This window comes from Algoriphagus algorifonticola (genome assembly GCF_007655305.1).
Taxonomy (GTDB): domain Bacteria; phylum Bacteroidota; class Bacteroidia; order Cytophagales; family Cyclobacteriaceae; genus Algoriphagus; species Algoriphagus algorifonticola.
The window spans coordinates 24105-49822 of sequence record NZ_VLOG01000002.1 but is presented as its reverse complement, the minus strand read 5'-3'; the positions used below and the strand labels follow the sequence as shown (position 1 = coordinate 49822).

The 25718-nt window shown below is 40.1% G+C and carries 23 protein-coding genes; 13 read left to right on the top strand and 10 right to left on the bottom strand.

The features are described from left to right. Positions 1-96 precede the first annotated feature (96 nt). Together pgl and zwf are read right to left on the bottom strand one after the other, a co-directional pair. Positions 97-810, bottom strand: coding sequence for a 6-phosphogluconolactonase (pgl, locus tag FL972_RS00475; RefSeq protein WP_144602258.1), 714 nt, complete (start codon positions 808-810; stop codon positions 97-99). 21 nt (positions 811-831) lie between these two features. Then, positions 832-2364, bottom strand: a complete 1533-nt coding sequence (gene zwf / locus FL972_RS00470) for a glucose-6-phosphate dehydrogenase (protein WP_144602256.1) — start codon at positions 2362-2364, stop codon at positions 832-834. Positions 2365-2678: 314 nt separating this feature from the next. Here zwf and gndA point away from each other — a divergent pair, with 314 nt between their 5' ends. Beyond that, on the top strand, positions 2679-4091 hold the full coding sequence (gndA, locus tag FL972_RS00465) for an NADP-dependent phosphogluconate dehydrogenase (protein ID WP_144602254.1): 1413 nt from the start codon (positions 2679-2681) through the stop codon (positions 4089-4091). Between the two features lie 1217 nt (positions 4092-5308). Here the strand turns inward: gndA and FL972_RS00460 are convergent. From FL972_RS00460 to FL972_RS00445, 4 genes are all read right to left on the bottom strand, one after another. Next, complete coding sequence (locus FL972_RS00460) at positions 5309-5725, bottom strand: hypothetical protein (protein ID WP_144602252.1); 417 nt, start codon at positions 5723-5725, stop codon at positions 5309-5311. Continuing rightward, positions 5722-6300, bottom strand: a complete 579-nt coding sequence (locus FL972_RS00455; protein WP_144602250.1) for a hypothetical protein — start codon at positions 6298-6300, stop codon at positions 5722-5724. The genes FL972_RS00460 and FL972_RS00455 overlap by 4 nt, the downstream gene beginning before the upstream one ends. Before the next feature lie 73 nt (positions 6301-6373). After that, positions 6374-6877 (bottom strand): hypothetical protein, encoded by a 504-nt coding sequence (locus FL972_RS00450; protein ID WP_144602248.1) that lies wholly within the window; start codon positions 6875-6877, stop codon positions 6374-6376. A gap of 115 nt (positions 6878-6992) precedes the next feature. Next, positions 6993-7556 carry an LOG family protein gene (locus FL972_RS00445; protein ID WP_091653619.1) on the bottom strand — a complete coding sequence of 188 codons (564 nt, stop codon included), beginning with the start codon at positions 7554-7556 and terminating at the stop codon, positions 6993-6995. A gap of 92 nt (positions 7557-7648) precedes the next feature. Between FL972_RS00445 and FL972_RS00440 the strand changes: the two genes are divergently transcribed. The 4 genes from FL972_RS00440 (at position 7649) to secDF (ending at position 12348) form a co-directional block, all read left to right on the top strand. Continuing rightward, the gene (locus FL972_RS00440) at positions 7649-8230 is read left to right on the top strand and encodes a non-canonical purine NTP diphosphatase (protein WP_144602246.1); all 582 of its coding nucleotides are present in this window, start codon (positions 7649-7651) and stop codon (positions 8228-8230) included. 32 nt (positions 8231-8262) lie between these two features. Then, the gene (udk, locus tag FL972_RS00435; protein WP_144602244.1) at positions 8263-8883 is read left to right on the top strand and encodes a uridine kinase; all 621 of its coding nucleotides are present in this window, start codon (positions 8263-8265) and stop codon (positions 8881-8883) included. A gap of 57 nt (positions 8884-8940) precedes the next feature. Then, a complete protein-coding gene (locus tag FL972_RS00430; protein ID WP_091653624.1) occupies positions 8941-9285 on the top strand; it encodes a hypothetical protein in 345 nt (114 codons plus the stop codon). 90 nt (positions 9286-9375) lie between these two features. Next, positions 9376-12348: a protein translocase subunit SecDF gene (gene secDF / locus FL972_RS00425; protein ID WP_144602242.1), complete on the top strand. Its 2973-nt coding sequence runs from the start codon at positions 9376-9378 to the stop codon at positions 12346-12348. A 259-nt stretch (positions 12349-12607) separates the two neighbouring features. On the opposite strand, the gene FL972_RS00420 is transcribed toward secDF, so the two are convergent. Continuing rightward, a complete protein-coding gene (locus FL972_RS00420; RefSeq protein ID WP_144602240.1) occupies positions 12608-13993 on the bottom strand; it encodes a hypothetical protein in 1386 nt (461 codons plus the stop codon). An 82-nt stretch (positions 13994-14075) separates the two neighbouring features. Between FL972_RS00420 and rbfA the strand changes: the two genes are divergently transcribed. Continuing rightward, positions 14076-14459, top strand: a complete 384-nt coding sequence (rbfA, locus tag FL972_RS00415; protein ID WP_144602238.1) for a 30S ribosome-binding factor RbfA — start codon at positions 14076-14078, stop codon at positions 14457-14459. A gap of 9 nt (positions 14460-14468) precedes the next feature. Beyond that, positions 14469-15695, top strand: coding sequence for an FtsX-like permease family protein (locus FL972_RS00410; protein WP_222115993.1), 1227 nt, complete (start codon positions 14469-14471; stop codon positions 15693-15695). 4 nt (positions 15696-15699) lie between these two features. Here FL972_RS00410 and FL972_RS00405 read toward each other — a convergent pair whose 3' ends face one another. Beyond that, entirely contained in the window at positions 15700-16890 is a 1191-nt protein-coding gene (locus tag FL972_RS00405) for a tetratricopeptide repeat protein (RefSeq protein ID WP_144602236.1), read from the bottom strand. A gap of 206 nt (positions 16891-17096) precedes the next feature. Here FL972_RS00405 and FL972_RS00400 point away from each other — a divergent pair, with 206 nt between their 5' ends. The 4 genes from FL972_RS00400 to FL972_RS00385 all read left to right on the top strand — a co-directional run bounded on the left by FL972_RS00400 (position 17097) and on the right by FL972_RS00385 (position 21644). Further along, on the top strand, positions 17097-17696 hold the full coding sequence (locus FL972_RS00400) for a hypothetical protein (protein ID WP_144602234.1): 600 nt from the start codon (positions 17097-17099) through the stop codon (positions 17694-17696). Between the two features lie 88 nt (positions 17697-17784). After that, positions 17785-18906 (top strand): N-methyl-L-tryptophan oxidase, encoded by a 1122-nt coding sequence (gene solA / locus FL972_RS00395; RefSeq protein WP_144602232.1) that lies wholly within the window; start codon positions 17785-17787, stop codon positions 18904-18906. Between the two features lie 75 nt (positions 18907-18981). Continuing rightward, positions 18982-20772, top strand: coding sequence for an ABC transporter ATP-binding protein (locus tag FL972_RS00390; RefSeq protein ID WP_144602230.1), 1791 nt, complete (start codon positions 18982-18984; stop codon positions 20770-20772). An 83-nt stretch (positions 20773-20855) separates the two neighbouring features. Next, positions 20856-21644 (top strand): DUF3050 domain-containing protein, encoded by a 789-nt coding sequence (locus tag FL972_RS00385; protein ID WP_144602228.1) that lies wholly within the window; start codon positions 20856-20858, stop codon positions 21642-21644. Here the strand turns inward: FL972_RS00385 and FL972_RS00380 are convergent. Then, entirely contained in the window at positions 21641-22312 is a 672-nt protein-coding gene (locus FL972_RS00380; protein ID WP_144602226.1) for a class I SAM-dependent methyltransferase, read from the bottom strand. The genes FL972_RS00385 and FL972_RS00380 overlap by 4 nt on opposite strands. Positions 22313-22468: 156 nt before the next feature. Here FL972_RS00380 and FL972_RS00375 point away from each other — a divergent pair, with 156 nt between their 5' ends. Continuing rightward, positions 22469-23839 carry an exopolysaccharide biosynthesis polyprenyl glycosylphosphotransferase gene (locus FL972_RS00375; RefSeq protein ID WP_144602224.1) on the top strand — a complete coding sequence of 457 codons (1371 nt, stop codon included), beginning with the start codon at positions 22469-22471 and terminating at the stop codon, positions 23837-23839. Beyond that, the gene (locus FL972_RS00370; RefSeq protein WP_144602222.1) at positions 23839-24759 is read left to right on the top strand and encodes a class I SAM-dependent methyltransferase; all 921 of its coding nucleotides are present in this window, start codon (positions 23839-23841) and stop codon (positions 24757-24759) included. The genes FL972_RS00375 and FL972_RS00370 overlap by 1 nt, the downstream gene beginning before the upstream one ends. On the opposite strand, the gene FL972_RS00365 is transcribed toward FL972_RS00370, so the two are convergent. Continuing rightward, positions 24756-25670 (bottom strand): universal stress protein, encoded by a 915-nt coding sequence (locus tag FL972_RS00365; RefSeq protein WP_144602219.1) that lies wholly within the window; start codon positions 25668-25670, stop codon positions 24756-24758. The genes FL972_RS00370 and FL972_RS00365 overlap by 4 nt on opposite strands. Positions 25671-25718: the final 48 nt, after the last annotated feature.

Below are 25718 nucleotides of genomic sequence, written 5' to 3'. Positions count from 1 at the left end.
ATTTTGGATGACCCTGTCATATCATTTTTTATATGTTCGAAGAATATTTAAGACTCAGGCTGATGCTCTGCTATTTATGAAACAGCCTCTTTCCAATTACTTTATTTCTTGAGCAGCTTCTTGGTCCAGATACCAGACCAAAGAGTCACTGCTGGGATTGACCATGCTGGCAGGGTAACTATTATATTCCCCCTCTCTACGAATGACCTCCCGTACTTTTTCTTTTTTGCTTGCACCGGTGACCAAGAAAACCACATGTTTGGCCTGATTGATCACTCTACCCGTTATGGTGACTCTTTTTTGACCTGAATCAGGATGAATAGCAACTTTGCAATTTATGGATGAATCCCAGAGATAAATGGAGTTTGGAAAAATGGAAGCAGTATGCCCATCATCTCCCATGCCCAAAATGACCAGATCAAATTGAGGGATTCCTTTTTCCAAAGGAAGCGTGTTCTCCAAAAGCTCCGCGTATCTCAAGGCTTCTTCCTCAGGATCATTTTCTCCCAAAACACGAAAAACATTGGCTTCTGGAATGGATATTTTAGACAACAGATGATCTACGGTCATTTTATAATTGCTTTCTGAATCAGTAGGCGGAACACATCTTTCATCCCCCCAAAAGAAAAAAACTTTGTTCCAGTCAATCTTATTTGCGTATTCTGAAGCTAAATAATCGAAAACAGTTTTTGGAGTACTTCCTCCTGACAGCGCCACATACAGTTTGTCTTGCGATTGTACCAATTCTGCAAAATAAGCCGAAAAAGATTGGGCTACTGCTGTTTTATTTTCGAGAATTTTAATTTCCATAGCTCTATTGTAAGGTTTAAATTAGCATAGAATACAAAAGCCTGACTCATCAGTGAGTAGGTCGCCGGGGTTTCTCCAACCGAAGCTATCTTCTATCAACTCATCTGAGTTTTTAGGCCCCCAAGTCCCAGCTGCATATCCATAAGTATTGACAGATGGATTGTTTTCCCAGCACTCCAGAATAGGATCTACAAATCTCCAAGCTGCTTCTACTTCATCTGCTCTTGCATAGAGAGTGGTGTCTCCCTGCATGGCATCTAACAAAAGACGCTCATACGCATCCATTACCTGGGCTGAATCCAGATCTGAATAGTAGAAGTCCATGTTGGCTTGCTCGACATGAAATCCCAGACCAGGAACCTTTACACCAAACTTTAATAAGATGCCTTCATCCGGCTGAATTCGGATGATCATTTTGTTGTCTTTTTTGTAGACATCCTGACTTTTGAAAACTTCGTGATGTGGGGTCTTGAAGTGAATTACTACTTCGGTTACCTTGGTAGGCATGGCTTTCCCTGTCCGAACGTAGAATGGCACATCTTTCCATCGCCAGTTATCCACGTAAAACTTGAGGGCAGCAAAGGTTTCTGTAGTAGATTCAGGATTTACACCTTCTTCTTCCCGGTATCCTTTGACTTTCTTTCCTCCAATTGTGGATCCTACATATTGGCCTCTTAGGGTGTTTTTAATAATTGTCTCCTCATCTTTCATGATTCGCAATGACTTTAGGGCTTTTACCTTTTCATCACGGATTTCTTCTGCATCAGAACTGATGGGCGGTTCCATTACGATAAGAGATACAATCTGCATCAAATGGCTTTGGAACATGTCTCTCAATGCCCCAGACTTATCGTAATATCCACCCCTTTTCTCTACCCCCACCGTTTCTGCATTGGTGATTTCCACATGATGGATGTAGCGTCTATTCCAAAGTGGCTCAAATATGGAATTGGAAAAGCGGGTCACCAATAAATTCTGAACCGTCTCTTTTCCCAAATAATGATCAATTCTATATACCTGCTCCTCGTTAAAATAATAATGAAGCCCATCATTTAGTGCTTTTGCAGACTTCAGATCATATCCAAATGGTTTTTCTACGATCAATCTTCTCCAGCCTTTTTCTTCCTTGGTCAATCCTGCATCATGAAGGTTTTTGGCGATGGTTTCATATAAGCTGGGAGGAGTAGATAGATAAAAGATCAGATTTCCGTCTGTTCCATGTTCCTCATCCAGCTGATTGATTCTTTTGGCTAACTTTTCGTAAGAAGCATCATAATCGGTGCCTAGGTCTTCATAGTAAAGCTTATCGGCAAACTTCTGTACAAAGTCCTTTTCTTCCTTAGCTATTTTTTTCTGAAGAAATTCGCTTTCAAGTACGACCTTGGACCGAAACTCCTCGCTACCCATATTACTTCTACTCACTCCTAAAACCACAAAGTTTTCCGGTAAATGCTGGCCTTTGTAGAGGTTGTAAATGGCTGGAATTAATTTTCTGGCAGTCAAATCACCCGAAGCTCCAAAAATGATTAGCATTTGGTTTAGGGTTTTTTTCATCTGTTTATAATTTGATTATTAGAGGTCAGATGGAATCCCTGCCTGCGGCAGGCAGGTCGCATAGGTTCCCCGATACATCGGGGCATGCCAGTGTGTGTCGCTTGCGTCGTGCTAGATTTCATCAAATCAGCGGGATTAGGGTGTGTTTTAGGAAGCAAAAACCTGAATCTTTCTCAATACTTTTTTGAAAAAAAGCAGGCATGCTCCGTCGGATAGGTTAATTTTGAATTCGAATCGTAAAAATAAGGCTTATTTATTTTAAACTTCGAGCAAATAAAAGATTAAGCCGGAAAAAGCGAGAAAGCATAAAAAAGATGGAGCAAAAGCAATTTGATTTTGGACTGATTGGCCTGGGCGTGATGGGCCGAAACTTTATTTTAAACGTGGCGGACAATGATTTCAAAGCCTTTGGCTATGATTTGGATCCTGAGAAAGTTTCAGCATTGATCGAAGAAGGCGGTAATCCCGAAAGAGTAAACGCAAGCTCAGATTTGAAAACATTTATTACTTCGCTTTCTTCTCCACGTAAAATAATGCTCTTGGTTCCTGCTGGAAAAATTGTTGACCAGGTGATTGAGGATTTGATTCCTCATTTGGACAAGGGAGATATTATCATTGACGGAGGTAATTCATTTTTCACTGATACGGATCGAAGAGATGCCTATTTGCAAGAGAAAGGGATTCACTTTTTTGGGTCGGGAGTTTCCGGCGGGGCAGAAGGTGCCAGAAAAGGGCCGAGCATTATGCCGGGCGGGAATAAGGAAGCCTATGAGCATGTGCGTCCTGTTTTTGAAGCGGTTGCTGCCAAATACAAAGGTGAACCTTGTGTTGCCTATTTAGGCCCTAAGTCCGCAGGCAATTATGTGAAAATGGTTCATAATGGAATAGAGTATGCACTTATGCAGCTAACCTCTGAGATTTATGACCTGTTGAAAAAGGCTGGAAATCTTTCCAATGACGAACTTCATGAGGTTTATTCCTCCTGGAATAAGCACAGGCTACAATCATTTTTGGTTGAGATCACTTCAGAAATCTTCCTTCAAAAAGATGAGTTTTCTGATGGAAGATTGGTAGACCAGATTTTGGATAAAGCCAAACAGAAGGGAACAGGAAAGTGGACCTCTCAAAATGCGATGGACTTGGGGATTCCTATTCCGACCATTGATATGGCGGTAAGTATGCGTGAGATCTCAGCTTTAAAAGATCAGCGAATCCAGGCAGATAAACTATATCATAGACCAGCTTTGGTGGCAATGGATAAGGATCAACTGATCCATCAGGCCGAGCAGGCACTGTATTTTTCTTTTATAGTTTCTTATGCACAAGGCTTACATCAATTGGCAGAGGCATCCAGAGAATACGGGTATGAACTGAATTTGTCCCAGATTTCAAAAATTTGGAGAGCAGGGTGCATTATTCGTGCAGGTTTGTTGGCAGATATTGCTGAGGCCTTTGAGGCGGATCCTCAACTTACTAATTTGTTGCTATCTCCTTCTTTTGTCAAGCAGGTGCAGGACTGTCTACCAGCGGTGAGAAAAACAGTGATTTATGCTGCTGAATTTGGAATCCCTATTCCGGGATTATTTTCTTCATTAAGCTATTTTGATGCATTCACCTCAGGAAGGTTACCATTGAATTTGATCCAGGCTCAGCGAGATCATTTCGGCTCGCATACCTACGAAAGAATCGATAGAGAGGGAATTTTCCATACCGAGTGGGGGGAGTAAGGTAATGGTTATTGGAGATGGTTTAATAAATGCTCGCAGCGACGCAGTGATAATGTCTCTCGCAAAGGATAGAAGAAGTAAAGAGTAATTGTGTAATTGATTAATCGAGTAATTGAAGAATATCGCTGTTTGGCATAGTCGACACTTCATTATTTATTATTCGATGTTCGATGTTCGTTATTTTTTTCAAATTTGAATAGGGTATCTTCTTAGGTTACTCGTTTGATCTCCCGCAAAGGAATGAAGAAAAGGCAAAGCAAATTTGGATGCTATGTTTTCTAGCTTCTAATGGTGGAAAAACATGACAGAATTGATATAGTTATTGGTTATTAGTTGTTTGGTTTTCGTTCGGACTAAAGATCTACTTTGACTCAAGCTATGTGGGCTATTGTGGTTCCTATGTGGTGAAAAATATCTCCCAGCGGCTTAGTCTCCCGCAAAGAGGCAAAGATTTATTGGTGAATAAAGTAAATCCCATAGGGATTTGAGCTAGGTAGTAAGGGTATCTTTACAGATCATCACCATGCCGTAGGTATGGAAGAACTTGGAGGTTTTGTCTCTGAAATAAAGAAATACAATGGGAATACGCTCCTCGAAATAAAATCGGCTTCGACTTCTGAAATAATATCTCTCAGAGGCTCAAAGATTTATCTCCCGCAAAGAATTTAAGAAGCAAAAAAAAAGTTTACAGTTAGAGCAAATTTTTAAGGGTTGTTATATAGCTCAGAAGGAGCGAGAAATTTTAGGAAAGCCAATTTGAACCAAACAGGAAATGCAGCTCTGAAAGAGCGGGATAGGAAGGAGTTTAAAGTTTTAAAATGATCGCAGCGACGCTTTGAAAATATCTCCCGCAAAGTGGCAGAGAGGCAAAGCGATTATGAAGCTTTGTTTTCTATCCTATTTATGCTGTTAAAATATGCTTTTATGTACGTAAAATAAAAAAGTGACAGCAAGGTTTTTCAAAGATTTCCCAAAAGGTAACGCAGATTCTATGGGCGCATAAAATCCACTATTTTCACCAATCTGATGGGTATTTTGACATTTTAAGTTAACCCGAAATATGCAGTAGACTTCTTATTACAAGTCCAAACCGCTTCAAAATCAATCGCTTTGCTGTATTTAGCTTAATCACCGTAGCGGTGCTATGCTTCATTCGCTAAATACTTGATTTTATTGCGGTTTGATCTCTCACTACAGATTCTAATGCATAATCCGGGTTAAAACATTATCGCAGAATTCTGATCAGGCTTCAATTTTCTAAAAGATAAAATATTTCCACGAGGCATATAGATGAGAGTTAATTGCTCATGGTTTAATGTTTCCAGATAATAACAAAAAACAAATCCCTCTTCATCTTTAATTTGGAGGTACTTCTGATCTTTCAAATCCGTTTCCTTGTATTCGCTACAAGTGTTTTCCCAATCAAGAATGTTAAAAACCCCTGAACTTGATTCGTTTTGGCCCTCATATTCACTTTGAAATAAGAAAGGGTTAGAAAACTCCCAAATGAGCTTTTGATCTTCCTCACTTATCCATTTTCCAATTATAGCCCGAGGTATGAATTCTTGTGAAAAGCCAATTGGAATACCCGAAAAACCAAAATGAAACAAGAAAACAGCAATCAATTTTTTCATTCGATAGCTTGATCTTTTGGGAATCGAGAACGGACTGGTTGTCCGTTTTTATATACGGTTGCCCCAACCCAGTTTTCATCCCAACTGTAAAAATTAAACTCTCCAGAAAAATCATCGGGGATATTCAAGTATCCTATCTGGTGGAAATTACTAGCTGAAAAAATATGCTCAGGGTCATCGGAATACAGCTTTAAAAAAATAGTAGTATAATATTTTTCTTGTTTTTTTACTAAAACAAGAGAAGTACGAATAGATTTAGGAGGGTTTCTACTTCCAGTGACCCCAAACATCATCCCATTTGGATAGTGTACCGGAACCTCAATGGCTGTACGGTTTTTGGAGTCAATCAAAACCAAAGCCCTGTCCCAATTAAATTCTCTGGTCAGAAATTTGGGATCCAATCTGTCTGACTTGGTGTCCAAAGCCTCTAAATCCAAGGCTTCTTGACTTTGCTGTAACCATTCTCTAGCTTCTACGATTTCTGGCTGCAATTGCTTGAGGCCTGGACTAAGACTATCTTGAACACAAGCAGTAATAGAAAAGACAAAAAATAGTAGATAGACAATTTTTCTCATGGGCAATTAAAAAAACAGATTTTCCACTCAATAAAATGAAAGGAAAAGAAATTACCAAGAAGATAGTTAATTTTTATCCTACCTTGAGCTTTAGCTCACCCTGTCTTTTGACAATTTTTAGGTCGAAATACTGGTTGATAAAAGCTTTGCAGTTGTTTTCAGCCCATTCGGCTCGGGATTCTGTGTCATAAAGGACCGTCATCCGAAGCATGGTTTTGACATATTGCTCGTGATTACCCAACTCCTTCACGTAATTGATGAATGAATTTTCCCAATCCTCTTTAAATTTTTCGAAATGGGACTTTCCGTCAAAAAGTAATTCCAATTGATTATCTCCATGCTTATATCGGTAGATTCCACAAAGCTGGCGGTAAATCATTCGGATTCGATCTGTCGGAAATTCAAAGCTGTCAAGAATCCTAGCATAGGTCTGATCCATTAGCTGCAATGGATTGTACAGGTATGTGTAGGAGCGTTTTAGCTCATAAATCATCTGCTCCAAAAGTTCCTCCTCCAGCACAAACTGAGCCTGTCTCAGGATATAGTTTTTGTCTAACGGAAAGAGTTTTTCGATCATAAAGCCTTGAATAACTGAGCAAAAATAGAAAAAACTGATGAAAGTCTCGGAATAAGCTTGAAGTTTTAACGTGTAAAAACAAATATTAGTCTGAAAATCACCGCAAAAGAAAAAACTACCAATCAGCGGGTCTCCGTGCTTGATATGCCGCCATTTGATCCAATAAATCCACTGGGTCATCAGAAACTATCAGAAGCTCTTCCTGCTCGGGATACAAGAATCCAGAATCCATCGCATGGTTCAGGAAATCAATCAATTTGTCATAATAACCATTGACATTGTATAAGGCCAAGGGCTTTTGAATATAATGCAACTGGTTGAGCGTCATGATTTCGAAAAGCTCTTCGAGGGTTCCAATTCCGCCAGGCATGGCAATAAATCCATCTCCTCTTTCTGCCATCAGCCATTTCCTATCTCTCATCGTTTCTACCACAATCAACTCCGTGCAGCCCGTATGAGCGACTTCCCGGTCTACGAGCTTTTGGGGAATTATCCCAAGGACTTCTTTATTTCCTGCCAGCATCTCATCGGCTATTACCCCCATCAAGCCCACTCTTCCTGCTCCATACACTAAGGAAAGGTCTCTTTTGATCATTTCATGAGCCAAAGCTCTTGCAGCAGATTCAAATACAGAAGAATTTCCTTTTTTAGATCCGCAATAAATGGTGACTTTTTTCATACTATTAAAATCTGTTTTCGAAGTTAGAGCTTTGATCCTGCATACCCAAGTTCAATCGTGTCAGCCCATAGATAATTTTCTATTTTTGAATTATGAAAATCTGTTTTGCTACCAATAATGCCAAGAAAATAGAAGAGGTAAAAGCTGCTCTTGGTGATAAATTTCAAATTGTTTCTTTGCAGGAAATAGGATGCCACGAAGAATTACCAGAAACTGGAAATACGCTCGAGCACAACGCATTTCAAAAAGCCCGATATGTCAAAGAGAATTATGGAGTAGATTGTTTTGCAGATGATACCGGCTTGGAAGTGGAGGCTTTGGATGGAGCTCCGGGTGTGTACTCTGGAAGGTATTCAGGAGAACCCCGGTCAGATGAGCGGAATATTGATAAACTTTTGGAGAATTTGCGAGGCAAAGCGAATCGTAAAGCAAGGTTTAGAACTGTCATAGCATTGATTTTGGATGGAAAAGAACATCAATTCGAAGGAATAGCGGAAGGGTGGATACTTGATAAGCGGGTTGGTGAAAAAGGTTTTGGATACGATCCGGTATTTCAGCCAGAAGGATATGAGAAGACCTTTGCAGAATTGAGTATGGATGAGAAAAACCAAATTTCCCACAGGGGAAAGGCAGTAAATCAATTGATTAAATTTCTAAGCCAAAGAAAATTCTGATAAAAGGGTGAAAATGATTTAACTTTGTGCCCATGCAAAAGCCATTTATCGTCGGGATTACTGGGGGTTCTGCTTCAGGAAAGACCCTTTTCTTAGAGCGTTTATTGAGTACTTTTGAAACCGGCGAGGTTTGTCTGATTTCTCAGGATAATTATTACAAACCCAGACACCTGCAGCCAGTAGATGCTCAGGGGGTGCATAATTTCGATACTCCTTTTAGCATTGATTTTGAAGCCTATGCTTCTGATATCCGTAAAATTCAGGCTGGAGAAACTGTACAAAGGGAAGAATACACTTTTAATAATGCGGCTAAAAAGCCAAAAATGCTGACTTTTAATTCAGCCCCAGTAGTGGTAGTGGAGGGAATATTTGTTCTTTATTATCCCGAATTGGCAGATTTGTTGGATTTGAAAATTTTTATCGATGCCAAAGATCATATCAAACTCAAAAGAAGAATCATCCGGGATAAAGTAGAAAGAGGCTATGACCTGGATGATGTGCTATATCGATATGAAATGCATGTCATGCCTACTTATGAGAAGTATATCAAGCCTTTCAAAAATGAGGCGGACCTGATCGTTCCAAACAATCATAGTTTCGATAAAGCATTGGAAGTGATCCGTACTTATTTGAGAGCCAAGTCCGGTAAATAAGCTAAAAAATCATAGCTAAACTACTTGGGAATCAAAATATGGCTATATTTGCAACCCATGAATAGCAGGAAGACAAATAGCAATCTTTTGAAGCAGCGGATCACCGTTTTGCTTGCTTTGCTTTTGTGTTTCTTCATCTCTTCAGTAGAATATACTGCATTGGATGAATCGGTTCAAACCGAGCAACATACCAATTCTGATCAAGAACAGACTTTTTTAAGTGTCGCAGTGGATGCCGTAGTTCCATTTGCGGTTCAAGTGACCCACACAGTGTTCTACTTAATCTATGAAATAGTAAGCTTCGAGCCCAGATCTTTTGTAGCAGAAGCTGTTTCCATTATTCAGCCCAATCAGCTGGTTGAAATACTTTTTGAGCGGATTATATCCACTAAAGGACCCTAAAATCCTCTTTTTTCTAATTTAAATCTGCAAGCTGCTCTGCAGCATTGCCTAATTCTGTATTCACAAATAATAATTTAATATCTAATCCCTATGCAAAACAAAGGTGTCATTGTGTTTTTGACAGTGATTATTACAGGCCTCTGTCTGTACTATCTGTCATTCACATTTGTATCTAATGGCATTCAGAAAAATGCATCCGAGTATGCAACTGATGCTTCCGGCAATGTTGATTTTGCCAAAAGAAGAGCTTATCTGGATTCTATCTGGAGAGAGCCTGTTTACAATTTCCTAGGTGCTGATTTTACTTATCAGGAGATCAAAGAAACCGAACTAGGTTTGGGTCTGGATCTTCAAGGTGGTATGCACGTGACTTTGGAAGTTTCCCCAGTGGAAATCGTCAAAGGTCTGGCAGGAAATCCTAAAGATGAAGGCTTTAACAAAGCAGTAGAAGATGCCAGACAGGCAGCAAAAACCTCTACTGATAAATTTGTAAACCTATTCTATTCCGCTTGGCAGTCTAATAATCCAAACAGAAAATTAAGCAGCATTTTCGCAACAGCTGCGAACAGAGGAAGAATCTCTTTAGAGTCTTCTGATTCTGAGATTTTGGATATCATCGACAAAGAAGTTGAAAATGCGATCGATCGTTCTTTCAACATTTTGAGAACTCGTATCGACCGTTTCGGTACTTCTCAGCCAAATATTCAGAGAATCCAAGGTTCCGGAAGAATCCAAATCGAGCTTCCAGGTGTGGATAATCAGGAAAGAGTAAGAAACTTGCTTCAAGGTGTAGCTAAGCTTCAGTTCTGGGAAGTTGCTGAATTGAATGATTTAGGCGGTTCTTTAGAAGCAGTAAATGCGGCTTGGGTTGCTGATAATAAATCTTCTAACACTACTGCTGCAGCTGATACGGTTTCCACAGAAAATATGTCTGAGGAAGATTCTCTAAGAAATGCTTTGGAAAAGCAGTTGGCAGAGATTGATCCGCTTAACCCTAGCACGGATGTTTCTCCGATTTTCAGCTTGTTGTATCCAAATTACGGTTTGGCTTATCAGGTGAGAGATACCCTTGTGATCAACAGAATTTTGAAAAACCCTGATTACAACTCTCTTTTGCCGAGAGATATCAAGTTACTTTGGGGAGTAAAGCCATTTAAGCCAGAAGGTACCAGCGACGAAGTATTAGAACTTTACGCGATCAAGGCTCCAAGAGGAACAGATGAAGCTCCTTTGGAAGGAGATGTGGTGACAGATGCCCGTCAGGTTTTGGATCAAACTTCCAGACCAGCAGTTTCCATGCAAATGAATGCTGAAGGAGCTAGAAAATGGAGATCCTTGACCGCTGCTAATATTGGGAAAAGAATTGCAGTTGTACTAGACAATTATGTATATACAGCTCCGGTAGTAAACGGTGAAATTCCTACAGGACAATCAGAAATTTCAGGTTCTTTCAGCCTTCAGGAAGCTCAGGATTTGGCTAATATCTTGAAGTCAGGTTCTCTTCCGGCGCCTACTCAAATCGTAGAAGAAAGTATCATTGGTCCAACATTGGGTAAAGAAGCTCAAAGTCAAGGCGTGTTCTCTATGATTTCCGGTTTGGTGATCGTAGTGCTATTCATGTTGGCTTACTATTCTAAAGGTGGACTAGTGGCAATTGCTGCATTGGTGTTCAACATCTTCTTTATCCTAGGAATTCTAGCTCAGTTAGGTGCTGCACTTACATTGCCAGGTATCGCAGGTATCGTGTTAACCATTGGTATGTCCATTGATGCGAACGTTCTGATTTTCGAGCGTATTAAGGAGGAACTTAGAAACGGCGCAGGATTGATTGCGGCAATAAACTCAGGTTACAATAAGGCATTCTCTGCTATTTTGGACTCCAACGTCACTACTTTCTTGACGGGTGCTATTTTGTACGCCTTGGGTCAGGGTCCTGTTAAAGGATTTGCCATTGTATTGATGATCGGTATTGCTTCTTCCTTCTTCTCAGCGGTATTCATCACTCGAGTAATCGTGTCTTGGATGAGCAAAAAAGGAGACAAGAGCTCTATCAGCTTCTCTTCTCCAATTGCAAAAAATACATTGAGCAGCTTAAACTTCGATTTCTTAGGAAAGCGTAAAGTGGCTTATTTGATCTCTTCAGGAATTATCATCCTTGGTTTAGGGATTGCAGCTATTAATGGATTGAAATTCGGTGTTGATTTTACAGGAGGTAGATCTTACATCGTAGCTTTTGATGAGCCAGTAGTTCCTTCTGAACTGAAAGTCGGTTTGGATGGTGAGTTTGATGGTTCGGTAGAGGTAAAAACATACGGTGCAAACAATGTACTGAAAGTTACTACTTCCTACTTGATCAATGAAGATGATGATGCTTCAAACAAACAAGTAGAGGAGAAAGTAAAATCAGGAATTGCAACAGTAACTGGATTGACTTTCACAGATGATGCTGAAAACCTTTCTTCAGGACAGTTTGCTATCACCGGTTCATCCAAAGTAGGAGCTACAGTTGCGGATGATATCAAAGCTTCCTCTGTGGAGGCGATGTTAGCTGCATTGATTGCTATCTTCCTTTATATCTTGGTAAGATTCCGTAAGTGGCAATTCTCTTTGGCTTCCATCATCGCATTGATTCACGATACCTTATTTGTGATTGCAGCCTTTGCTATTGCAAGTGCATTTGGGGCAACCTTCGAAATCGATCAAGTATTTATTGCAGCAGTATTGACTGTGATTGGTTACTCCATCAACGATACCGTGATCGTATTTGACCGAATCAGAGAGAATATCGAGAACAGAGGAACGGGTAAGTTGGTGAAAATCTTCAATGATGCCATCAATCAGACATTAGGACGTACTTTGATTACTTCATTCACAACATTGATTGTGGTAATTGTACTCTTGATATTTGGTGGTGAAGTGTTGAGAGGATTCTCTTTCGCATTGTTCATCGGTATTCTGGTAGGTACTTATTCTTCCGTATACATTGCTACTCCTATTGTAGTAGACTTGATGAAGCGTGAGATCGACAATGAGAAAGAAAAAGAAGCTAAGAAAGTCAGCTAATTTTCTAACTTCCTAATTGCAAAGCCACTCCTTTCTGAAGGGAGTGGCTTTTTTAATGCCGTTGGTTTGAGACCAGTGCTTGGGTACAATTGAATAAACATTTCAGGAAGTATTTATTCAGCAAACTTTCTCTGAAAAGCATTCGGCAAGGATTACTAAAACTGATAAGAAAATAAAGACAACTTCTATAGAGGCTTTAAGGATTCGAATAGAAGTTCAATGCTTAAGAAACTGGTCTCGACAAAAATAATTAATCGCTTTACTTCAGTTTATAGATCCCTTTGCTTTCCAGTCTATATTCTCTTGCCAATTCTGGATAATCTTTCAGTAGCTTTTCAAAAACTCCCTCCTGATCCAAAATAAGCGAAGGCCTTTGGCTTTGGATCAACTGGAATAATTTGGCACGTTGCGGCAGGCTTCTATCCATTTCCAGGAATAGCTTGCTCAGATGGAAATTCAAAAAAGGTCCTTCGAAGCTTCCATTCAGGTATGGACTGGTATCATCACCTAAAATCATCATTCCTTTTCCCTCATATTTGGAGGAGAGATTTTCTTTGATGAAGTAGTCGGATTCTTTTTTTACTTCCTCAGACATCCACCACCAGCTAAATGCAGGCAAAGCGATAATAAGAAGATAAAAGGCAATGGTGGCAATGCTTTTTTTGACAGTAAGAAAAAATGGTGTAATCAAATAACTAAGTCCCGGAAGTAAAATTACCAATTGAAATCCTGCCTGTCTTTTTGAAAAGAAAATACTCAACACAGCAAAAATTAACCAAATGACCATCAATTGCCTTTGTTTTTGTTGATTGATGGTGGATGCTTTAAAGACTGAACTGAAAAACAATCCTACCAAAGCAAGTAAAACCGGAAGCCCACCCAAAATCAACCAATTCAAATAGGGTTGATATAGGTACTTTTCGGATACAAAGATCAATGGCCAGATTTCTATAGCTTCATCTAATCCATTATTCCAATAGTAGAAAACAGAAATCAATAATATAGGCAACAGGTACCCCATGAGGGATAGCATCAGTTGCCTAAATGAAAACCCACTGATAGCAACGCCCACTAAAACCATGTAGGGAAGGAAAACCACGTATATCGGATGAAATCCTGTGGCAAGCCCTCCATAAATACCGATCAACAAAGTTGATTCGGTGCTGTCTTTTTGGAGTACTGTTTGGGAGAAAAGTTGGGATAAGGCCAAAACCAAGAATGTACTTCCCAACAATGCAGGTGAAAGACTTAAGGTATCAAAGCTGATATGGAAAAGTGCCAACATGATGATAGCCGGCAAATAGGTGTTTTCATCATAAACCCGGTATTTGATTAATACGTTGTTCCAGAATACAACTTGAAACAAAATCAAAATCCTTCCAAGAATTTCCAGCATCAGTAAATTTCTCCCAAAAAGAAAGTCTAACATGGAAAATAATCCTGCTGATAATGGCCCGGTATCATCAATAATGTGTTGGTAAAGAAAAACACCATTGCCAAGGCGCTCTCCTAATAACATCCAATTTAGCTGTGTAGCAGTAATCGGAAAATCCGAAAATAGGATGTAAATAAGGCTCCAAATCACCAGGAACAGCAATATTCCTATGAGTCGGAAAGGATCGTTTACTTTGAAAAATTGATACAAGGTGTTGGGTATTCGTTAAGGATTGCCCCGAAATTAAAGCTTGCCCAAGTATTTCGCTAAATTTGTACCACAAATACTTTATATGGAAAGTAAAAGACAACAAAAACACGCAAAACTTCTGCAAAAGGAGCTAGGAGAAATTTTTCAAAAAGAGGCCAGACATCTTGTTGGCAAAGCCATGGTTACCATTACCAGAGTATTGGTGAGTCCTGACCTGGGTGTGGCCAAGGTTTATCTGAGCTTTTTGCTGGCAGATCCAAAATCTACCTATGAGTTGATCAACGATCATAAAAAGGAAATCAGGCTTTATCTGAGCAAAAGAATCGGAAAATCTGTTCGTATTATCCCTGAGCTCGCCTTTTTCCCTGATGAATCAGCCTCGTATGCTCAACATATGGATAAAGTCATTTCCGGTCTGGATATTCCACCTGCGCCTGAGGAAGAAGAAGAGGAAGACGAAGATTAATTTCAGCGATTGAATCTCAGTTATTTTATAGCGGCCCGGTATTTCCGAAGTAAAAAAAAGCGGAATTTCATCACTGTGCTTTCTACCATTTCTATGGTGGGAGTTGCCGTGGGAACAATGGCATTGGTCATTGTCATGTCTGTTTTCAATGGTTTGGAAGACCTGATCCGCGGACTTTTTGCCAGCTTTGATGCCGAATTAAAAGTAGAAGCGAGCCTGGGTAAAAGTTTTGAGGTGAATGAAGAATGGCTTGGAGGAATTAGAGCCATTGAGGGCGTCGCGGTATTAACAGAAGTGATCGAGGACAATGCCTTATTAGACTATAAAGGCAATCAGTTGGTCGGTACGATCAAGGGTGTATCGGATAATTTTCTGGAGCAAGACCGATTTACCCGTGGATATTTTTGGGGAGACACCACACTGGGTACTGACCTGAGACCTGGGGCTATTCTGGGGAGAGGGGTTGGCTTTTTTCTTTCAGTCAATCTGGATGATCAGAATGTTCCTTTAAAAGTCTTTTATCCCAAAGCACCCCGCAGTGCTGCCACCTTAGATCCTAGCCAGCTATATGCTTCTGCAGTTTTGGATCCGGTAGCTTTCTTCTCTGTAGAAAGACAATTCGATGACGAATATGTCATTGCTCCTTTAAACTTTACCCGCGACCTTTTGAATTACGGAAATCGAAGAACTTCCCTGGAAATCAAAGTATCAAAAGGAAGTACTATTGCGGAAGTTCAAAAAAGACTAAAAGCCCATTTAGGGAGTGATTTCACTGTGAAAAATACGGATGAACAGCATGCTGGATTATTGAGAACAGTGAAACTGGAAAAGCTTTTTGTATTTCTTACGCTCACATTTATTTTGGCAATTGCCTCTTTTAATATTTTCTTTTCTCTGAGTATGCTGGCCATTGAGAAGAAAAAGGACATTGCTGTTCTCAAAGCCATGGGAGCTCCAGATCGATTGATTCAAAAAATATTTTTGAAGCAAGGCGCTCTGATAGCTTTTACCGGAGCCTTGATTGGTTTGGTGATGGGCTACTTGATATGCCTCGCTCAGCAATCCTTTGGTTTGGTATCCTTGGGGATTGCCTCTGCTGTGGTCGACGCTTATCCGGTTCGGATTGTACTTTCAGATTTTGTTTGGATCAGTTTAGCAGTCGTCACCATTACATTGCTTGCTTCTTGGAGACCAGCTTTTATTGCTTCCAGAGTAGATACCATCAAAGAGCTCTAAAAAATCAATTACAGATTTTTTGCTTGACCTCTCCTATATTTTCCATTCCGAGTTGCACTGCTTTGGTCAGATCATTACAGGCTTCCGAACCCCGATTCAGTCTGTGTAAAGTGATCCCTCTGTGATAATATCCGCTGGCATTGCTGGGATCAATGCTGATCAATTGGATGAAATCAGCCAAAGCCAATTCGGTCTTGTTTTGATAATATCGGGCTTGTCCTCTCCCCAAAAGCAACTCAGGCTCCTGCTCAGTCAGAAACATGGCTTCGGTAAAATCCTGTTCAGCTTTGATCCAGTTTTTCAGTTTGGCATATGTTTTTGCTCGGTAAAACCAATTTTCCGCATCCTCTGGGTGCAGTGAAATAGCTTCTGAAAAGTCTGTCAATGCCCCTTTGAAGTCTGATTGGGAAAATTTATAATAGCCTCTAATCTTCCACGGCAGAGGGTTTTCAGGATCGGTAGAGATTGCTTTGGTCAATTCTTCCAATTTCTCCCTGTCCCCTCCCTGACGGATGCTCAAGACTCGCTGCTTAGCCAAATAATGATCCGGATTGATCTGCAAGGCTTTTTCCAAGGAAATCAAGGCTGTCTGATCCTGCTTTTCATCCATGAGTAGCTTGCCTTTTTCAGCATAGAAATCTGACTCAAGTGGACTATAGTATATAGCAGAGTCCAATAGGGAAATGGCAGTTTCAACTTGTCCTTGGCCAGCTTTACTTAAAGATAAAAGATATAAAATCTGAGAAGGGTTTTCGGATTGGTCAGTGAAAATAGAAGAAACTCCACTGTCTGTGCCGGAGGTTTTATAGATAATTCGGGTAGTCTCTCCTTTAGGTAATCTTCTGTAGGTTTTAAAATCAGCTTCAGCCTCTTCAAATCTTTTTAATCGAAGAAATAAGCGCCCCCTATGCAAATAGACAGGAGTCATTTCGGGGTTGAGGGCCAAGGCTTGGTTGTAGTTTTCCAAGGCCAAAAAATCACTCATCCCATCAAATTGCTCGTAAACCTGACCCAAGTACCAATAGCCTTCAGGGTCTCGTGGATTATCTCGCAACCAGTTGTCAAAAAGGAGAAAAGCAGACTCATAATCCCCCTCATTATAGGCCTGAATTCCTAAATCAAAATCATTTTCCTGGGCGAAGGTCCTAATGCCCAACCCAAACATTAAAATGAAAATGAACACGTATTTTACCATCAAGATTTTTTTTCAAGGTAATTTTTTTCGGAATATGTAGAAAATCCACAGCATTTTTGGGATGTCATTCCGGAGATTTTATCCCATTGATTTACGATCAAAAATCAACTTTTGGTCAGGCCTTTCCAAAAAAAGGCCATAATTTTAGAAAATGAGGCACGTTTATTGGTTTCTCAGCTTTCAGTAAATAGTAAAACACCTAATTTATGAAAAAAATTACCCTCAGCTTAGTGGTTGGCATTTTCTCTTTTTTTTCTGCCAACATTCAGGCTCAGGAGTCCTCAGAATCTCAAAACTCATTGAACTCCGGTACCATCGATTCCCAATTTGAATACATCTACGATGCTTCCAATAATTATCAGGAATATAAAGTAGTCAAGAAAAGTAATCTGGATAAGTTAAGATCCAATATGCTGGATTCAATGAGGACCATGAGGGCGGAAGTTGTGGAGCTTAAAACCCAGCTGACTTCCAAAAATGATAGTATTTCCAGTTTAAATCAAGTTTTGGATCAAACTGAAGCCGAAAAGCAGGAAGCAATAGAAGCAAAGGATAATTTTTCAATTTTTGGAATAGCCATTCATAAGGCCGTTTATTCCTCTCTGATGTGGCTATTAGTAGGAGGTTTGGGACTTGCATTGGCATTTTTTTCCTTTCAATATTTCAGGAGCTTCAGAAAGATTCGTAAAGCCCAAAAGGACTTGGAAGAGGTTCAGGAAGAATTTGATCAGCATAGAAAAAACACCTTAGAGCGAGAGCGGAAACTCAAAAGGGAACTGATCGATGCCCAAATGGGGAAAGATTGATCGCAGAATTATCCTTGATTTCGGAATTAATGTAGTCCATAAGTGCTTCAACTGCTTCTAATGATTATTTTGGTTCAAAGTTATTAGCATGAAGCAAGTCGATATAGCTGTAGTCGGTCTGGGAGCTGTTGGGTCAGCTGCCTTGTACTTTTTATCAAAATCAGGTTTTTCAGTTCTAGGATTAGATCGCTTTGACCCACCTCATGCGATGGGCTCTTCTCACGGTGAAACCAGAATTACACGGCTTGCAGTAGGCGAAGGAGAAGAGTATGTGAACTTTGCCCAAAGATCCCAGGATATATGGAGACAAATGGAGCAAGATTCGGGAAACCAGCTTTTTATACCTAGTGGAGGAATTTTACTGGACTCAGGAGTTCAGCCATGGTCCAAGCATGGAGGAGAGGGATTTTTTGAGCGAACCAAAAGTATCGCGAAAAAGTGCTCCATTTCTCATGAATTGTTAGACTCCAAAGAATTGGAAAATCGGTATAGGGTATTTGACTTACCTAAAACTGGGGCTGTTTATTTTGAACCTAGTGCGGGCTATCTTTTTCCCGAAAAAATAATTGAAACCCAACTGGATTTGGCCCTGAAGCAAGGCGCGCAGCTGAGAGTTCATTCGCCTTTGATTGAATTGGAACAAACCGAACAAGGAGTCTGTCTTCAACTCAAGGAAGAAAAGATCATGGCTCAAAGAGTCCTTTTATGCAATGGTGGCTGGATTAAGGATTTCCTGCCCGAGGACCACGCCAATCAATACAAGATTTGTAGACAGGTTTTGCATTGGATAAAAATTGAGGATCAGTCTCTGGATTTTGGTAATCTTCCCGTTTTTATGTGGGGTTTTGGACCCCAAGCTGAGGATTTTATCTATGGCTTTCCCAGTTTGGATGGAGAGTCGATCAAGGTTGCCACAGAATCTTTCATAGATTCAGCACATCCGGACTTTATGAATAGATCAGTGAACCAAACCGAACAGGAGGAATTTTGGAATCAAAAAATCAAGGGCAAAATCAAAGGGCTTAAAAAGGAGTTTCTCAAATCTGAGGTTTGTTTTTACACGGTGAGGGAGGATTCAAAATTTGTGATAGGTAAGCATCCTGATTCCTCTATGACCTGGATGGTTTCCGCATGTTCCGGTCATGGATTTAAGCACTCTGCTGCTATTGGAGAGAAGATGAGTCAGCAGCTTTTGGCCAGCTTGGCCTAATTCCTCAGACAATCCGACTCTTTTCCCTTTTTTCTGAGTAAAAGGTCTATTTTTGCAGATTGAAGTAATAGTACTATGGCCAAGAAGAGAGGGACTGCTTTGGAAGAGCACGAAAAGCGGAAGTTGAATAAGCAGAGTTTTCAGAAATTAAGTGGGATTTTCAGGTTTTTATTGCCCTATAAATGGACCTTTATTGCGGGTTTGTTTTTTCTCCTGCTGTCTTCTTTAACCTTATTGACTTTTCCTTTTGTTGCAGGAAAGCTGATAGATACTGCCCAGGGAGAAGACTGGATAGTTTCTGATATCAATACCATCGCATTGATGTTGGTGGGGATTCTAGCTGTGCAAAGTGTTTTTTCCTTTTTCAGAGTATGGTTATTTGCACTTGTCTCTGAAAGGTCCATGCGGGATATTCGGCAGTCGCTTTACAATAGGCTTTTGAGGTTACCGATGACCTTTTTTGACAAAAGAAGAACAGGGGAATTGATCTCCAGAATAACTTCCGATGTCAGTTTGCTCCAGGATACCTTTTCAGTGACCCTGGCAGAATTATTCCGACAGGTAGTTACACTGATTGCAGGGATTGCTTTTCTGTTTTTCACCACCCCCAAATTGACCTTTTTCATGTTGGGGACCTTCCCAATTTTGGTATTGGTTGCGATGGTTTTCGGTCGATTCATTCGCGGGCTTTCCAAAAAGACTCAAGACGAATTAGCTGCTGCCAATGTGATTGTAGAAGAAACTTTGCAGTCTATCAGTACAGTCAAATCATTTGTAGGGGAAGCGTATGAATCTAGTCGATATTCCAAAGGTCTAAACAGGGTAGTTCATGTAGCCTTGAAGACAGCCAAATTCAGAGGGGCATTCATATCATTTATCATTTTTGCACTATTTGGAGGAATCGTAGCGGTCATGTGGTATGGCGCAAGCTTGGTGGCTTCCGGCGAAATGAGTATTGGTGAATTAGTATCCTTTGTTTTGTATACCACTTTTATAGGAGGCTCTATCGCGGGCTTGGGTGATATTTACAGTCAGATCCAAAAAGCAATAGGAAGTTCTGAGCGGGTCTTGGAAATTTTGGATGAAAAAGTTGAGGAAAGCAGCGAGTTTCAGGTGGAAAAGCTGGAGGGAAAAATCGAATTCGAAAAGGTCGTTTTTTCCTATCCTACCAGACCGGAGCTTCAGGTTTTGAAGGATTTAAGCTTTTATGTCAATCCAGGTGAAAAAATTGCTTTGGCAGGACATTCAGGAGCTGGTAAGTCTACCATCATCCAACTTTTGCTTAAGTTTTATGACGTGCACCAAGGGGAGATTAAAATTGATGGGCAGAATCTTAATCTCTGGAATCTGGAACAATTGCGCTCCCATATCGGAATGGTGCCTCAGGAGGTTTTATTATTTGGTGGGTCCATTCGGGAGAATATTGCGTATGCCAAGCCTAATGCCAGCGAGGAAGAAATAATTATGGCTGCCAAAAAAGCCAATGCCTGGCAATTCATTTCTCAGTTTCCTGAAGGGTTGGATACCCTGGTAGGGGAACGGGGAGTTAAGCTTTCAGGTGGACAGAGGCAAAGAGTAGCGATTGCCAGAGCCATTTTAAAAGACCCTTCTATCTTGATTTTAGATGAAGCAACTTCTTCTCTGGATGCGGAGTCTGAGCACCTGGTACAAGAGGCTTTGGATGAGTTGATGAAAGGCAGAACCACTATCATAATCGCTCATAGATTAGCGACCATCAGAAAAGTGGATAGAATATATGTGCTAAGCGAAGGAAAAATTGTTGAGCAGGGAAATCATTTGCAGCTTTTAGAGCAGGAGGACGGCTTTTATGCGAATTTAGTACGTCTTCAGTTTGCCGAAAACTAAGTATCTGCCATAGGCATTTTCAATTAAAATTTCTGAACATTTGACCATCCAAGGATAGTTTATCTTTCGTAACTGAAATGAGTATGAATAATTCACTGGAAATATTGGTGGCCTCCTTGGCCAAAGAGAGAGAAGAGTTGTTGAAGCATCCAATTTACCAGCATTTGAATGGGTTGGATGATTTTAGGATATTCATGGAGTACCATGTGTTTGCGGTTTGGGACTTTATGTCACTGCTGAAGGCATTGCAGCATAGATTGACCGGGATGTCACTTCCTTGGTTGCCAGCATCGGACCCATTGGTTGCTCGATTGATCAATGATATCGTATTAGCTGAAGAAAGTGATGAGGATGGAGAAGGTGGCTATTGTAGTCATTTTGAACTTTATCTAAGAGCCATGAGTGAGGCGGGAGCTTCTACTTCAAGAATAGAGAAGTTGATTGAGTCTCTTTCCTCTGGAGCTAAATTGGATGAGGCCATGAAAGTGGCTAAAGTTCCGGATTTTGTGCAGCAGTTTTTGCGAGTGAATTATCAAACTGCTTTGTTTGGAGAAGCCCATGAAATCGCCGCTTCCTTTACTTTGGGCAGAGAAGATTTGATCCCGGATTTATTCCGAAAGATTGTGCATGAGCTGATCAAAAATCAGCCTGAGGAATTAAAAACTTTAGCTTATTACTTTGACAGACATATTCACCTGGACGAGGAGGTGCATGGACCATTGGCTTGGAGAATGGTAGAAATGCTATTGGAATCTGATTTGCATTTAGACCAAGCAACAGTTGCAGGAAAAGATGCATTGGAGGCAAGAAAAATCCTTTGGGATGGTATACACCACGAACTGCTTAAAAGAAAAGCAGCTCTTGCATACTAATAAAAATTATGGGCCGTGATTGACTTTGTCAGTCCGGCCACTTTTTCTTTGAAGATTTTAGAATTAGGGAAAAGACTTTTCATTTCCTTTTCATCCAATAGCCTGATTTCTTCCAGGTATTGTTTGGCCTCTGACTCTGACCATTTTCTGAGTCTACTCAGTTTTGTTTTGGTCAGAATAGAAAAAAGTAAATTTTTTGGAAAGTATTGAGCGAAAGGTAAAGCATAATGAGCTTCGACAGGGAAATATTTATTAGGGGTCTGAACGAAATGTTTTTTACCTACTCTTAAAATTTCCTTGGCCATTTTTTCCTGGTTTTCAAAAGTATATAAATGCTCAATTACTGAGTTGGAAAAGACCAGATCAAAATAATCATCCTTATATTGAAGGAGGGAAGTAGCGTCTCCCGCAATGGATTGAAGTTTGGGGTGCTTTGTATCTTCAGTGCTCAAATTGAGGAGAACAATCTCAATTTGAGGAAGGTTTAGTAGACGACTTCCTTTCCAAAAATAGGCAGTTCCTCCTACATCTAAGACCTTGATTGCTTGGTCTTTTTGGAAGTGTTGAAAAAAAAGATTTTCAAATACAGCTAAACGTTTTTGACGGAATTTTGCCCCTAGAGAAGCTGGGTTTTCCGAAGAAGCGAATAGATTTGAGATAAAATTCATGAGCGCCTTTAGGGCTGTTTGTATAATAATTTATCTTCAAAAGTAAGCATGCTTGACGATTCTTTTCTTAATTTTGGAAGTGAAATCCGAAAAACCAGAGAAAAGATCGGCTTAGCCTGATTTTTGATAAAATATGATTGTTTGCTATAGATTTTTATGAAGCGTAGATTCGATAAGTATTTTCCCTGGCTTTTTGTGAGCAGTGACTTTATTGCCTCTCTTGTTTCTCTATTTCTTTGTAATTTTTTTCTAACCCAAATTGGTCTTTTCAACGGTGCTGATTTAGACGCATTACTTCCGCTATCAGTCCTGTGGCTCTTAATTGCCGCTTTGAGAAAAGATTATAAAATCGGGCGAACTGATGAATATGATCATACACTTCGCCATCTAACTGGGACTGTTTTCTGGTTTGTAGGCGCAGCGGCAGTTCTTTGGGTTCCATTTAATACTCCTTCCATACAGGTGATTCCAATTCTTGCTTTGGGAATAGGAATGCTGGTGATCATGGGGATATTCCGGGTTGGAGTACATATGTTGCTTCGCCAGTATAGAGTAAAAGGAAATAATTATCGGAATGCAGTTATAGTCGGAAAAGGGGGGACAAGCCCTAAACTCGCAGACGTATTCAAGATTAGAAAAGACTTTGGAATTAACTTCCTCGGATATTTTGACAATCAAGCAGACTGTAACCAAACTCGTGGAGGTATAGATGATTTCTTTAGCGAAGCTCCAGGATTGGACCTGGATCTGATTTATATCCACGAGCATTTAGAACCCAAATTGGTCAAGAAGATTATTGGCTACGCTGACGAGAATTATATCAAAGTAAAAATGATTCCGGGAGGTAGCTTACAATTGGAGAAAAATCTAAGCTTCTCCAGATACGGGGATTTCTTTGTAATCAATGTCAATGAAATTCCACTGGATCATGCGATCAACAGCATCATGAAGCGTGCTTTTGATGTCATTTTCGCCAGTTTTGTGATCGTCTTTATCCTTTCTTGGCTGATTCCATTGGTAGGTATTCTGATCAAATTGGAATCAAGAGGTCCGATCTTTTTTATCCAAAAAAGAAATGGGATAAATAATCGGGAGTTCAATTGTTTGAAATTCCGATCCATGACTCCTAACGATTACTCGGACACACATCAGGCTGTAAAAAATGATCCAAGAGTCACCAGGATCGGTTCTTTTTTGAGAACCTCCTCTTTGGACGAGATGCCTCAGTTCATTAATGTGTTGCTGGGAGATATGTCAATTGTGGGTCCAAGACCTCATACAATCCCGATGAATAAGACATTCAAATCCCAAATAGAGCGATATAATTCAAGACATAAAATCCGTCCGGGAATTACAGGCTTAGCTCAGGTGAGAGGATACAGGGGTGAAATCGAGAACCCACATCAAATTCGTTCAAGAGTAAAACTGGATTCTTTTTATATCAACAACTGGTCATTTTTGTTGGATATGGGCATAATGATCAAGACAATCCATGAATTACTTTTTAACCGTGAAAATGCCTACTAGTGATCGACAGGCAATGTCCATTCTGTAAAAGTACCCACCTTACCAAGTTTCAAGCTTACGAACGCATGTTTGGAGCAGGAGATAGCTTCTCTTATTTAGAGTGCTTGGACTGCTTATCGCTTCAGATCGAACAAGTGCCTGATAACCTTTCCGATTACTATTCAGGATCTTATTATTCTTTTGTTCCTCTCGTGTCTTCAAGTTTGATCTCCAAAGCTTTCAAGGCTCTTCGTGCAAAACTTTTTCTCCAATTAGGGATGAGCTTTTTTGCCCCCAAAGTTTATGGGTATTGGTTAAAAAATGTATTCCAAGGATTCAATCAGTCTATAGCAGATGTGGGCTGTGGAAATGGACAGTTATTATATGAGTTACACTGTTCGGGATTCAAGAATTTGACGGGATTTGATCCTTATTTGGAAAAAGATCAAGTGCTTGGGAAAGGCCTGAGTCTCCAAAAAATGGACTTTCTGGATTCAGATCAGACCTTTGATCTGATTATGATGCATCATTCCTTCGAGCATATGTCTAATCCCGAAAGTGTGCTAAAAGCCTGTAAAGAAAGAATGAACCCTGGAGGAACCCTCTTGATCAGACTTCCAATCACAGATGGACAAGTCTGGAAAGACAAAAGAGCTAATTGGGTTCAGCTTGATGCTCCACGACATTTGGTCATTCCTTCTATCAGCGGTTTGAAGGCTTTGGCTAAAACTCAGGGGCTGAAATTATCACATATGGAGTTTGATTCTACTGCTTTTCAGTTTTGGGGAACAGCTTTATATGAGCAAGGTCATAGCTTAGAGGTAGATGAAAATGAGATTTTTTCATCAGAAGAGATGAGTGATTTTCATAAAAAAGCCTTCCTGTATAATCAGGAAGGCCGTGGAGATCAAGCTCTCTTATTATTGAAGAAGGCAGATTAGATTCTGAATAAAGCTTCGAAAAAGCCCATGGTTTCTCCCTTTTTCTTGAAAATGATCATGGGGAGCACATTATTAACTTTGATTAACTTTTCAGCAGTACTACCGAGAAGGATGGCAGCGGATTTGGTTCTGCCACGGGAACCCATGATAAACATGTCTACATCCATTTTATGGGCTTCCTTCAATAAAGTTTCACCAATATCTTCTCCTTCATCCAGAATAAAATCGCATTCCAGTTCGGGGTGATTATGTTTGGATACAAAGTTTTTGTAATCCTTACGCGCATTTTCTTTCATGATCTCCACAAATTCATCGTAGGATTTCCCCGTTTTGGAATAACCCTGTGGTACATGAAAGATATGAACTGGTATTAATTTGGCATTTAATTGATCAGCAATCCGTTCTCCAAAATCATAGATCATGTGATTATGATCCGAGAAATCGGTAGGAATCATAATTTGTTTAGGTAGTTCTGGAGCTCTCTTTTCCTGAAGAAGCATCACTGAGCAAGGTGCTTTTTTTGCTACGCCATTGGCGAGGGCTCCTGATCCTTTCAATGTTTCCTTTCTACCCATGATGATCAAATCAACATCCTTGATTTTTGCCCATCTCAGGAATGTTTCGAGCGGATGATCTCCCTCCTCAGCAAATACCTCTACTTCTATATCCTTTGGGAAATTTTGGGCATCGATTTTCTTTTGCATGATCGCCTCAACTGATTCGTCTCCTGCAGCCAATAAATTTGGGTACTGAGATAGAATTTCATCCGGAATAGCCAAATTTTTTGAAACGTGAACAAAATAGCATTTCTCTACTCCCAAAAACTTTAGAAAAACTACTGTCTTTTGGATTAGAATCTCATCCATCTCGGTCATATCGAGACCGATCATTACTTTGGAAAAAAACTTCATAGGGCGTTTATTGATTAATAGCCTTAATTTAAAAGATTGCTTGGGTTA

Coding starts and splice junctions, on each gene's coding strand:
- FL972_RS00445 (WP_091653619.1), bottom strand. CDS start 7,556: ATGAAAAAAGTCACCATTTATTGCGGATCTAAAAAAGGAAATTCTTCT.
- FL972_RS00365 (WP_144602219.1), bottom strand. CDS start 25,670: ATGAAGTTTTTTTCCAAAGTAATGATCGGTCTCGATATGACCGAGATG.
- solA (WP_144602232.1), top strand. CDS start 17,785: ATGAAGCAAGTCGATATAGCTGTAGTCGGTCTGGGAGCTGTTGGGTCA.
- FL972_RS00455 (WP_144602250.1), bottom strand. CDS start 6,300: ATGAGAAAAATTGTCTATCTACTATTTTTTGTCTTTTCTATTACTGCT.
- FL972_RS00440 (WP_144602246.1), top strand. CDS start 7,649: ATGAAAATCTGTTTTGCTACCAATAATGCCAAGAAAATAGAAGAGGTA.
- FL972_RS00405 (WP_144602236.1), bottom strand. CDS start 16,890: ATGGTAAAATACGTGTTCATTTTCATTTTAATGTTTGGGTTGGGCATT.
- rbfA (WP_144602238.1), top strand. CDS start 14,076: ATGGAAAGTAAAAGACAACAAAAACACGCAAAACTTCTGCAAAAGGAG.
- udk (WP_144602244.1), top strand. CDS start 8,263: ATGCAAAAGCCATTTATCGTCGGGATTACTGGGGGTTCTGCTTCAGGA.
- FL972_RS00400 (WP_144602234.1), top strand. CDS start 17,097: ATGAAAAAAATTACCCTCAGCTTAGTGGTTGGCATTTTCTCTTTTTTT.
- FL972_RS00385 (WP_144602228.1), top strand. CDS start 20,856: ATGAATAATTCACTGGAAATATTGGTGGCCTCCTTGGCCAAAGAGAGA.
- FL972_RS00390 (WP_144602230.1), top strand. CDS start 18,982: ATGGCCAAGAAGAGAGGGACTGCTTTGGAAGAGCACGAAAAGCGGAAG.
- secDF (WP_144602242.1), top strand. CDS start 9,376: ATGCAAAACAAAGGTGTCATTGTGTTTTTGACAGTGATTATTACAGGC.
- FL972_RS00460 (WP_144602252.1), bottom strand. CDS start 5,725: ATGAAAAAATTGATTGCTGTTTTCTTGTTTCATTTTGGTTTTTCGGGT.
- FL972_RS00430 (WP_091653624.1), top strand. CDS start 8,941: ATGAATAGCAGGAAGACAAATAGCAATCTTTTGAAGCAGCGGATCACC.
- FL972_RS00450 (WP_144602248.1), bottom strand. CDS start 6,877: ATGATCGAAAAACTCTTTCCGTTAGACAAAAACTATATCCTGAGACAG.
- pgl (WP_144602258.1), bottom strand. CDS start 810: ATGGAAATTAAAATTCTCGAAAATAAAACAGCAGTAGCCCAATCTTTT.
- FL972_RS00380 (WP_144602226.1), bottom strand. CDS start 22,312: ATGAATTTTATCTCAAATCTATTCGCTTCTTCGGAAAACCCAGCTTCT.
- zwf (WP_144602256.1), bottom strand. CDS start 2,364: ATGAAAAAAACCCTAAACCAAATGCTAATCATTTTTGGAGCTTCGGGT.
- FL972_RS00375 (WP_144602224.1), top strand. CDS start 22,469: ATGAAGCGTAGATTCGATAAGTATTTTCCCTGGCTTTTTGTGAGCAGT.
- gndA (WP_144602254.1), top strand. CDS start 2,679: ATGGAGCAAAAGCAATTTGATTTTGGACTGATTGGCCTGGGCGTGATG.